The 11,017-nt window shown below is 46.3% G+C and carries 9 protein-coding genes; 5 read left to right on the forward strand and 4 right to left on the reverse strand.

The window, feature by feature from the left end; genetic code table 11:
- Nucleotides 1-122: 122 nt before the first annotated feature.
- The 3 genes from RIC07_RS16745 to RIC07_RS16755 form a co-directional block, all read right to left on the reverse strand.
- The gene (locus RIC07_RS16745; RefSeq protein ID WP_446395528.1) at nucleotides 123-1,706 is read right to left on the reverse strand and encodes a hypothetical protein; all 1,584 of its coding nucleotides are present in this window, start codon (nucleotides 1,704-1,706) and stop codon (nucleotides 123-125) included.
- Between the two features lie 383 nt (nucleotides 1,707-2,089).
- Nucleotides 2,090-2,491: a hypothetical protein gene (locus RIC07_RS16750; protein ID WP_446395529.1), complete on the reverse strand. Its 402-nt coding sequence runs from the start codon at nucleotides 2,489-2,491 to the stop codon at nucleotides 2,090-2,092.
- A 141-nt stretch (nucleotides 2,492-2,632) separates the two neighbouring features.
- Nucleotides 2,633-3,778, reverse strand: coding sequence for a hypothetical protein (locus RIC07_RS16755; protein ID WP_446395530.1), 1,146 nt, complete (start codon nucleotides 3,776-3,778; stop codon nucleotides 2,633-2,635).
- A gap of 196 nt (nucleotides 3,779-3,974) precedes the next feature.
- Here RIC07_RS16755 and RIC07_RS16760 point away from each other — a divergent pair, with 196 nt between their 5' ends.
- The 3 genes from RIC07_RS16760 (at nucleotide 3,975) to RIC07_RS16770 (ending at nucleotide 8,093) form a co-directional block, all read left to right on the forward strand.
- Nucleotides 3,975-4,499, forward strand: coding sequence for a Mov34/MPN/PAD-1 family protein (locus RIC07_RS16760; RefSeq protein WP_446395531.1), 525 nt, complete (start codon nucleotides 3,975-3,977; stop codon nucleotides 4,497-4,499).
- 165 nt (nucleotides 4,500-4,664) lie between these two features.
- Complete coding sequence (gene moeB / locus RIC07_RS16765) at nucleotides 4,665-5,837, forward strand: molybdopterin-synthase adenylyltransferase MoeB (protein ID WP_446378680.1); 1,173 nt, start codon at nucleotides 4,665-4,667, stop codon at nucleotides 5,835-5,837.
- Between the two features lie 519 nt (nucleotides 5,838-6,356).
- Entirely contained in the window at nucleotides 6,357-8,093 is a 1,737-nt protein-coding gene (locus tag RIC07_RS16770) for a DUF3352 domain-containing protein (RefSeq protein ID WP_446395532.1), read from the forward strand.
- Nucleotides 8,094-8,104: 11 nt separating this feature from the next.
- Here RIC07_RS16770 and RIC07_RS16775 read toward each other — a convergent pair whose 3' ends face one another.
- The gene (locus tag RIC07_RS16775) at nucleotides 8,105-8,236 is read right to left on the reverse strand and encodes a hypothetical protein (RefSeq protein WP_446395533.1); all 132 of its coding nucleotides are present in this window, start codon (nucleotides 8,234-8,236) and stop codon (nucleotides 8,105-8,107) included.
- Between the two features lie 116 nt (nucleotides 8,237-8,352).
- Between RIC07_RS16775 and ccsB the strand changes: the two genes are divergently transcribed.
- Entirely contained in the window at nucleotides 8,353-9,429 is a 1,077-nt protein-coding gene (gene ccsB / locus RIC07_RS16780) for a c-type cytochrome biogenesis protein CcsB (RefSeq protein ID WP_446395534.1), read from the forward strand.
- 111 nt (nucleotides 9,430-9,540) lie between these two features.
- On the forward strand, nucleotides 9,541-10,689 hold the full coding sequence (locus RIC07_RS16785) for a KGK domain-containing protein (protein ID WP_446395535.1): 1,149 nt from the start codon (nucleotides 9,541-9,543) through the stop codon (nucleotides 10,687-10,689).
- Nucleotides 10,690-11,017: the final 328 nt, after the last annotated feature.

Below are 11,017 nucleotides of genomic sequence, written 5' to 3' on the forward strand. Positions count from 1 at the left end.
TGGTTAACCCAATACGGCTTGGTTAATCAAAATTGTAGAGTAAAAGATGAATAGGGAAAACAGTCGTTCGTTGGCAATAGTTTATTTCCACTGACCTACTTATACTTCTATTTAGTTCATGATTAAAGATCATCCAAAGGATTGGGACGAGGATTGAAGGGACGATTTTGGGGTACTACCGTGAAATAAGGATTCAGTAACTCTTCCTCCACCCAACCTGAATGGTAATTCAGCTTAGTGGTCGTTTCTGTTAATTCCACTACGTCTAGATCACCCCGCAAGACGTTCATATTGGCAGGCTTTTCCCCTGTCCATTGATCCTGATCGGATACAATTCCCAGAGGTCCACCACCAAAGAAATTTAGGGCGACTTGATCAAAACCGCGCACAAAGCGATCGCCTTGCCAATGCCATTCGTGTCCCGCCCAGTATAAAGGTGGTTGCCAGGGACGAGGTTGCCATGATGACCCATATTTCTCAGACCAAGAACTCGTCCCCTCGTCTAAGGTGACGGTAAAGCCATTCTCATACCGAACTTCATACCGCCCTTTTTGGGTTTGGTAGTCCAACGGAGACCACCATAACACCTCTACCGTGTCTCCCACCTGATCTGGGTCAAGGGTAACGGCTGGAGTTTCCGCTAATAAACGGCGGTAAATCGGTAATCCCTGACTCGGTAGTTTCGCCTTTGCTGCAAATCGCCAACACGACCAATTTCCAGGATTATCTGCCCCTTGCCAACGAACCTGGCAAACCCCGTTTCCGGTTCCCACCCAGAGGCGATCGCCTTCTAAGTGCAGTTGATCAGGAATTGCCCCAATAATCGGACTATTGCGGACGGTGTAGGAAGTAATTGTTCCGGATTTGAGACTAGGGGGAGAAGGACGATAGGCGACTAATCCCATTCCGGATAGATAGGGATTCCCTTCGCCACTGATTTGAGTTCCCAGCCAAAAGACTGGATTGCTAGGATCTCCGGCGATGACAAAATCAGTAATTTGTTGCCCTTGGATTTCTTCAGGTTGAATCACCACCAACTCATTCATATCGGGATTGTAACCAACCATCGTGGCGATACCACTAAATCCTTCCCCTTGTTCCGATGCGACGGACCAAAATAGGCGATCCGCATAACTGAGGGCGGAGGTAATTCGAGGAACTCCCAAGGAAAATCCGACTTCAGCCTGCCTTACCTGGTCTAAGGTATAGAGGGGGTGACGTTGGGGTTGTTCGCTATTGGGAGTAATCAGTTCAAAGACAACCGTTTCGGGTTCAATTCCTTGCGCTTCATTGCCAAAGGGATTCGGTTCGAGAATGACGCGATATTGATAAGATTTTCCGTTCAGTTCAATAGTTTGATAGGGAGGGTTCTGGATATTTTCTGAGAATTGTTCAGGATTATTCGCTGTCTGGAATTCAGGGGCTAATGTTCCCGGTTCTACTGTCCAAGTGCGATCAAATCGGCAAAATACCAGATCATACTGCTGCGTCTGGAAGGTAATCGTATCAGCATCTGTAATAATATCGCGAATGTGATAATCAAATTGCTGATACAGTCCCTCATCATTAGCAGACGCGATCGGTAGGGGTTCAGTTTGGCTAGGGCAATTAGCGGGATTCCTGATGGCTTGAGAGGAAATGTTCACCGGGGTGGTACAACTCTGGAGTAATCCGATAATCGCAAAAATAGGTAAGATAGGTTTCATAAAAAAAGCACCAGAACTATTATTCTTAAAGACGAATTTCAGGACTTAGCGTTCCAATTTGTCATTCGTCATTGGTCATTGGTCATTTGTTACTAGACAGGGAAGGAAGAACCGGGAACCGGAAAAAGTAACAAAGATTAATACAGCTTAATACAGCCATTGTGTAATAGTCAGGGCGGGTTTGGTTTTCTCTAGTGGCGTGGCACACCTAATTTGGTGAATTAGAATTGTAGGGGCGCACCGACGTGCGCCCAATTTCACCGTCAAATCTATGCCACCATTTTAGCTGTGTTAGTCCATTAGGTGAGGTTACACATGGTATCAGACATCATTGTAGGGTGACTCTCTTCGTCGCTACTTGGTGAAATTTGCTCCGACAAAGGTTATTTATAATTCTGGAGAAATTTTCCCCACTCCACCGCCAGAGGAACTTCGGTAAACGGAACCTGAACTGTGGATTCTGGGAGGAGAAACTCTAGTGCGATCGCGCGACCTTTTTTGGGCGGATTCTCTAAGGTAACAATTTGCCCATCAACTACCAGCTTAATACTTTGGACATCATTCAGAGAAAAGGTTTCTATATCCACCGGACCCGAACGAGTCGGTTTTCCCCAGGTCAGATTCTTTCCCTTTTGTCCCAGTACCGCATAAATATCATATTTTGCCCGTTCAAATTGTTCTGCCCATACACGATATGCCTCAACTTTTTGATATTCATTCCAACCTGACCAAGCTAGCCAAATAAATACAGCGAGTAAGGGTAACCAAAGTAAACCACGTTCCATGTTCTTGTTAATCTATAAATAAACCAAAATACTCTAAGTAGTTGGACACAACAAAACAGCACGTCCACGCTAGTTTTGTCAACCAGCCTCAACCTCTTACAAAAGACCAAGGACAAATGACAAAGGACGAATGACCAACACTTACTGCACTAATTCTAATTCCTTTAAAGCCCTCTCCAATGCCGCTGTTTCAAAATTGAGTGTCAGCGCCCCGTGAAAATTTGGTTTTACGGTAATATCATCTACAGTGTAAACATTGACAAAGCCAAACTGTACGGCTTTAATATCAGTTTTGCGAGGAATGACATCTACATATTTTTTAAGATAATCTTTACTCAGATTGACTGCCACATCAATCCGATGATAGTTCCCCACATTGACAAAGCCAAACATCTTGATATCAACTTGAGATTGTTCTTCATTTAGCTTCTCTTGTAAGGTAAATGCCCCGGTTTCAATTAATTCCTCCATCTGGTCTATGTCTGCCAAATTTTTCTTGTAGACTGCCAATAACTGCGCGATTGTAGCGTCATCCTGATTCTCAAGTACGAGATCGAGATTCACACCTAACTTTTCTTCCTTAACTGTTGCCTTAAGGAACGCGATCGCGTGATTCTTAAGTTCTGTTTGGTTTTGATTATCACCTTGAACCGCTTGATGTTTTTGGTTCCCGTTATCCAGTAAATTAAATTTTACAAAAAGCTTGTCAATTCCCAAAATTTGCTTTTGAATCGCCAACACCAGCATGGAGCGGAGGTTATACCGTAATTCTCCAATCGGATCAACTAACCACCAAATTTTGCGAATGTGCGAAAACCTGGGTAAATGGTTGCCGCGATGCCAGCGATATTTTAATTTCTGATAAGGCAGGTAGCGATCCAAAACTGCCATCTGCCAGTAGGGGATTTGAATCAACAGTTTGCCCGATTCAAAGGTTAATTGATAGCGCAGATGGGATTCGACTTGAATCTCAACCTCATAAAGATGAAATAGACTGGTGCGTTGACCCAGTACCCCAATATGAAAATCTCGGAGAAAATAGACAACGGCATCGATCTGTTGTAAGATTTGTTTTTTGATGGGGTTGAGCGGCAAATCATCACCGAGTTTCAAGGAAATTTGGTAAGATCTCTCAAGAGGGCGTACCTGGCTAGGAGGAATCTGCCTCCGGTTCAATGAATCACTCACTGCCGGATTTTGATGCCGTAAAGCCTCGGTCGTATAGCTGGTAAACTCTTCAAGGAAAGCCGTATAAGCAGGATTGTTTGGTGGGAGTGTTTTTGCCATAATTTCAAATAAATTAAAAAGTATTATAAATTAGTATTGCCTAATTTTAGTTTAGCGTAAATTATGCTTATTCGAGGTAAGTCGAACTGCAAAGTATACACAATTCTTATTAATCTCTATCCCTATTGCATCCCTTAAGAGCGAGGCTTTTGTTGTCCTGTTCAAATTAAATTAAGCCGTATTTACTTGGAAATCTATGGAAAACCCAGAGCATTTCCCGCACTATTTACTTAAAATTAGCGCTGACCAGGTTCAGAGGATGAAAACTCACGCCGAAAGCACATACCCAGAAGAATGCTGTGGTTTGTTATTAGGTCAAATTAAGGGTGAGGTAAAAACGCTGGTTGAAGTCTCACCCACAGAAAACGCTTGGGATACTCAGGCGGCGGAAGCCTTTCAAGGGGTAAATGGTTCACCCCGTCAGTCAGGGACGAAACGGAATCAGTTTAGCATTGCCCCAGAGGTGATGTTGAAGGTTCAGAAGCAGGCACGCGATCGCGAATTAGATATCATTGGGATCTATCACTCTCATCCTGACCATCCAGCCATTCCCTCAGAATTTGATCGGGCGATCGCATGGCATCGTTATTCGTATATTATAATTTCCGTTCAACAGGGTATAGCTTCTGACCTGAGAAGCTGGACTCTCGATCCCCACCACCAGTTTCAGCCTGAAGATATGATCACGGTAGAAGAACCGGGGAACGGGGGAGCAATGTAGAGACGTGCCATGGCACGTCTGGGAACTGGGGAAGCTGAGTAAGCTGGGGAGGTTAACTCACGCACCATGCCCTTGAACGAAGCTAAGGGTCACGCGCCATGCCCTCGAACCAAGTGCAGGGTCAAAACTTCCCCAATCACTGATCGCTAATCTTACCAAATTGCCATGTTAAATCCCAATCTGGAAGAAATCCAACTAACCAAAGAAGAATACGAACGATATTCTCGACACCTAATCTTGCCGGAAGTTGGACTAGAGGGACAAAAACGCCTCAAAGCGGCGAGTGTTCTCTGTATCGGTACCGGCGGACTCGGTTCACCCCTCTTACTGTACTTAGCCGCCGCCGGAATCGGACGTATCGGAATCGTAGATTTTGATATCGTCGATAGTTCCAACCTGCAACGTCAGGTAATTCACGGGACATCCTGGGTAGGGAAACCGAAAATTCAATCGGCAAAAACCCGGATTCTAGAAATTAACCCCTATTGTCAAGTTGATCTCTATGAAACCCGCCTGACATCCGAGAATGCGCTGGATATCGTGAAACCCTACGATGTTGTTGTCGATGGAACCGATAACTTTCCCACCCGTTACCTCGTCAATGACGCCTGTGTAATCCTGGGTAAACCTAATGTCTACGGTTCCATCTTGCGGTTTGAAGGACAAGCCAGCGTCTTTAACTACGAAGATGGACCCAATTACCGCGACTTGTTCCCCGAACCCCCACCACCCGGAATGGTTCCTTCCTGTGCAGAAGGTGGCGTTTTGGGTATTTTGCCCGGAATTATTGGACTCATCCAAGCCACGGAAGCCGTTAAAATTATCCTGGGTAAGGGGACAACCCTCAGCGGACGGTTGTTACTGTACAACGCCCTGGATATGAAATTCCGGGAACTGAAACTGCGACCGAATCCAGTACGCCCCGTTATCGAAAAATTAGTAGACTACGAACAATTCTGTGGTATTACCCAAGCCAAAGAACAGGAGGCGCAACGGTTAATGGCAATTCAAGAGATGACTGTTCAAGAACTCAAGCAATTGTTGGATAGTGACACCAAGGATTTTGTCCTCCTTGATGTCCGCAATCCCAATGAATACGAGATTGCTAAAATTCCCGGTGCTGTTTTAGTCCCATTACCGGATATTGAACAGGGTTCAGGTGTCGAAAAAGTTAAGCAACTCCTGAATGGTCACCGCTTAATTGCTCATTGTAAAATGGGAGGACGTTCGGCTAAAGCCTTGGGTATTCTCAAAGAATCCGGAATTGAAGGGATCAATGTCAAAGGAGGCATTACCGCTTGGAGTCGGGAAATTGATCCGTCCGTACCCGAGTATTAAGCCTTAGAAGCATTAGGGAATCGCCGAAACCTTTGATAGATCGTAGTGGCGTGGCACACCTTATTTGATGAATTAGAATGGGAGACCAGAAACCGTAGGGGCGCAAAGACTTGCGCCCGATTCAATGGTCAAATCTAATCCACAATTTTAGCTGTGCCACGCCGCCATCATCAGCATACCAGTCAGTGGCATTCGACTTAAGTTGACACCCATGGGCTGTAGGGAACAGTTGAACCCGATAAACTGGCGAAACATGGAGGACAGAGGATTGGGTGAAATAGTCAGAAAAGCCTGAATTTCCTAGGACAGGATGAGTTTAGTCAAATTATCGGTATTTTTCCCATGTTAACTTGTTCGTAATTTAAAGGTTATTGTCAATCCCAGCGAAATTATTATAATGCAAGCATCTTGCTCGCTACTAATAGGATTAATTTATTTAGGGCTTGCTGCATAAAATCCAAGCCTTTATATTTATCTCTTTACCAATGACAAATGACAAATGACAAATAACCAATATTCATGCTGAAAAAAAATAAACTCTTTCTACGGGTAACATTAGCCCTAATTGTTGTTCTAATGAGCGGGAGTGTCATCGCTTATTCTCTGTTCGTACAACACAATCTCTGGCTAGCAAAAGCACCAGTGGGGGCAAAACTCGTTCCTCAAGATACCCTGATCACAGCCTTAGTGTCTACAGACAGCGGTAAATGGCGACAATTGCAGCGATATGGCACACCCAACACTCTAGCGGCGTTAGTCAGACAACTCGCCCAGCTTGAGAAAAACCTGCTAACAGACAACGGCTACGACTACGAGGAAGATATCCAGCCGTGGTTAGGTGAAACGGTGATGATTGCCTATCGGGGGGATAGTACATCTGCACCCGAAACGGAACCGGAGCAAACGTCCCCTTTCACGCTACCGTTTATCAAACTCCCCGACTTAATTATCTTACCCATTAATAACCCCGCCCAAGCTAAAGAAATTTTGGCTAAAACCACGTATCAGAAAGTGACTCAGTTTGGCGAAAGAACCTATCGCGGGGTTCAAATTCGCGAAACCCAAAAGCCCAATAGCCAAAACTATTCGGTTACTGTTTTGGAACGGTTTGTCGTGGTTACGTCAAATTCCCAAACCATGGAACAGGTGATTGACACCTATAAAGGGGTGAAATCTGTGGCATCTACGCCGGGATATATTGAGGCTTTAGCCACAATTGACACCACCCAGGCATTTGCTCAAGTGTACTTAAACCTACCCGCGTTCACCGCCACCGCTGCTGCCAACTCCACGCGATCGCTCCCGCCGGAACAGTTGGCTCAAAGGCAACCCCAGCAAGGGCTGGTGACGAGTATTTCCTTGGAATCGGATGGGATACGTTTTCGCGGCATGTCTTGGCTGAAACCGAATAGCCAAAACGCCTATCCCATAGAAAATACCAGTAGTCGTTTACCTAGACGCCTCCCTGCCAATACCCGATTAATGCTGAGTGGTAGTAATTTCGCCCAATTGTGGCAGAGTTACGCCCAAAACGCCTCCGCTAATCCCCTGATCCCCATTCCCCCAGCGAATCTGAGTGCCGGGATACAGACAACTCTGGGCGTAGATGTACAAGAGGATTTATTACCCTGGATGGCAGGTGAATGGGTAATCGCCCTCATCCCCGCGACTGAGGATTTGCTCACACCCCCAGAAAACCAGCCGCCACCCATGCTAGGCGCAGGTATAACCGTAATGATTCTATCGAGCGATCGCGCGGCTACAGAAAAAGCATTCCAGCAGCTTGATCAAGTGATGGAAACTCGCTATCAGTTGACGGTGGAAAACACCCAACTTAATAATCAACCAGTGGTGCGGTGGACATCTCCCCTAGGGGGCATTACCGCTACCCACGGCTGGTTAGAAGGAAATATCGCATTTCTCACCTTCGGCGCACCCATTGCTGATGCCATTGTTCCTCAACCCCAAGCCCCCTTGACTCAAACGCCACTGTTTCAGCAAATCGTACCCGCCAAACCCAGTCCCCACAATGGTCAAGTTTTCATTGAGGTTGAGCGCCTCTTAAATCGAGATAATTTAAATTTGCCTCAACTTCCCTCTCAACTTGATCAGATGATGCAAGCAATCCGCGCGATCGGTTTGACGACAGCCGTAGAAGATCAGCAAAATACACGTTTTGACTTATTTGTCAAGCTAAAAACGATACTACCGTCCAATCCAGTTCCGGTTCCTTCTTCTCCGATACCATCCCCTTGACTTGTCCTAAATCAGGGCAGATCTCCAATCTTTCCCATCTCCCAGACGTGCCACGGCACTTCTCTACAAACCCCTGCTCCCTCTGCTTCCCCTGCTCCCTCTGCTTCCCCAGCTTCCCCTGCTCCCCCTGTTCCCATCCCCAACAAACCAGAAAATCGTTATGATAATGTTTTTCGCCTCTCGTCAAGGGCAACAATCCCGATAGGATAATAGAAACGCGGCAATTCATTTCTAAACGATTAAGTCGAGAAGCGTATTTATGGATCTAGTTTCACTCCAAAACAGCTTAGATAATATTTCATTTGCAGTTCTCCTAGTCACCATGCTCCTATATTGGGTTGGTGCAGCCTTCAAGAACATCCCCTATCTGCCCACCTTGGGCGGAACGGGTATGATTATCGCCAACCTCTGTATCGCCGCCTTACTTGGTGCCCGTTGGCTGAGTGCGGGGTATTTTCCCTTAAGCAATCTCTATGAATCCTTATTTTTCTTAGCCTGGGGCATCACCGCGATGCACCTGGTGGCGGAGAAAATGAGCGCGAGTCGTTGGGTGGGCGTGGTTACGTCTCCTGTCGCCATGGGAATTACCGCCTTTGCCGCCCTGTCATTACCATCTGATATGCAACAGGCGGAACCGTTAGTTCCAGCGCTGAAATCCAACTGGCTAATGATGCACGTCAGCGTGATGATGCTCAGTTACGCCACATTAATGGTGGGATCACTATTAGCGATCGCCTTTTTAGTCGTGACTCGGGGTCAAAATGTTGAACTGCGCGGGAGTTCCGTGGGTACAGGTGGCTTCCGCCGTAAACCGGAATCAACGGGGACGGCTTCCTATCAGCTTAAACGGAGTCAGGATAACCTCCAGCCCCAGGGTAGTGGCGATAATGGAACAATGGCGATGAGTTGGCAAGACACGTCAGGTTCGACAAGTACAGCCGTTCTGGAGGCTGTCACCTCTACGCCATCCTCCGCATCCGAGTTGGCTAGCACCCCCACCCTTTCTCCCCAACGCCTCAACTTAGCGGATACGTTAGATAATATTAGCTATCGGATTATCGGGCTAGGATTTCCGTTGCTGACGATTGGCATTATTGCTGGTGCAGTTTGGGCAAATGAGGCATGGGGTTCCTATTGGAGTTGGGACCCAAAAGAAACCTGGGCATTAATTACCTGGCTAGTCTTTGCCGCTTACCTTCATGCTCGCATTACCCGAGGGTGGCAAGGACGCCGACCAGCAATTTTAGCGGCAACAGGATTTGTTGTAGTCTGGATTTGTTATCTTGGGGTGAATCTATTGGGTAAAGGATTACATTCCTACGGCTGGTTCTTCTAGGTATTCCAGGACTAATCAACGCGACGACCAAATCGCTTACTCCTGGATGATCCAGCGCATGACCCAATTTGTAAATCATTAAGCACACAAGTAGAACGTTAATCGGGGAAAATGGGCGTAGATAATCAGTTTGAGCCACTCGCTAGTGGTGAAGTCTTATCCGTTGACGAATCAGCGCAAATCTTAATTGGGCATCGTACCTTTCGAGTAAGCGAATTGGCGGACGCGATCAAAACGCAGCTTGAGCATGGGTTGAGCGAATGGACTCAAGACAAAAATGCCTGGTTTAGTGAGGAGGGTATCTCCTGTGAAGTCTTGCGATTTAGTTCTGGTGGCTGGCAAAAAGGCAAGGTGAGAATCAATCTGGAATTTTGTCCTCAGGTGGCTGGGGATGAAACACCAGTAGCACCCGTCAGTGGAGACACTGAGACTGAGGATGAGTTGGCTGAGGAAGAGTCCTCAATCAGCATGGATGAGGACTTTGATGTAGAACAGCCGTCGATGAGTCTGGATGAGGCGGATCATGAGTATGAATTATCGGCTGAGGATCAACAGCAAGACAGCCTCGGTGACTTCATGGATGAGGGGACAAGCTTTTCCATGGAGGGGCTAGAAGAAGAGGAGCCACCTGTTAGCTTTGAAAGCGACTTCGATGAACTCTCTGTCGAGGACGAGGAAGAGCCATCTGTCAGCTTTGAGAGCGACTTTGAGGAAATGTCTCCCGGTGAGGAGGAAGAGCCACTTGTCAGCTTTGAGAGCGACTTTGAGGAAATGTCTCCCGGTGAGGAGGAAGAGCCACTTGTCAGCTTTGAGAGTGATTTCGATGAAATGTCTCCCGGTGAGAAAGAAGAGTCACCTGTCAGCTTTGGTGATGACTTCGATGAACTCTCTGTCGAGGAGGAGGAAGAGTCACCTGTCAGCTTTGAGAGTGATTTAGAGGAACTCTCTGCTGAGGAGGAAGATACATCAGCTAGCTTTGATGATGAATTTGATGAACTCTCCAGCAGCATCGAAGAAGAGTTGGAGATGGAAGAGGAAAGCACCAGCAACGACGAGGAGTTGCTAGATTTGGGATCGATTTCCACAGAAAGTGATAAGGAACTCGATTTTGATGAAACCTCTGCTAGTGATGAAGATGAGTTTGATTTAGGTGATTTTTCCTCCTTAGAGGAAGAGGAAGAGGAGAATAATGAGACAGACTCCCTTCTCGATGATGTTTGGCAAGAAATGAGTCAAGAAGGTTGGCAAAGTAATCAGTAACGTTTATCTCAAAACTCTACACCACCGCTTCTAAAAACCTAGACAAACCTACCCATAAGTAATTCTGTCTTGGTATAAGTCCACGGTGTAACTTTTGATCGATAACCGTTAACGCTTACACTTGGCTGATACCCGGCATTGTTGCTCGATATCAGCCTTAACCAACGGCTCCCAGTTAGAGACATTGTAGTAATCGTGTCTACGATTGACTACAGGGCATCGACCCATAAAATTATTAAATTGATATAGAGCACTCCATACGTGCTTTCTCGGATTCACTCCGAGATAGGCGGACACAGAGCGCGGCAATCTCTCACTATACTTCATG

Source organism: Coleofasciculus sp. E1-EBD-02 (assembly GCF_040218245.1).
GTDB lineage: Bacteria > Cyanobacteriota > Cyanobacteriia > Cyanobacteriales > Coleofasciculaceae > Coleofasciculus.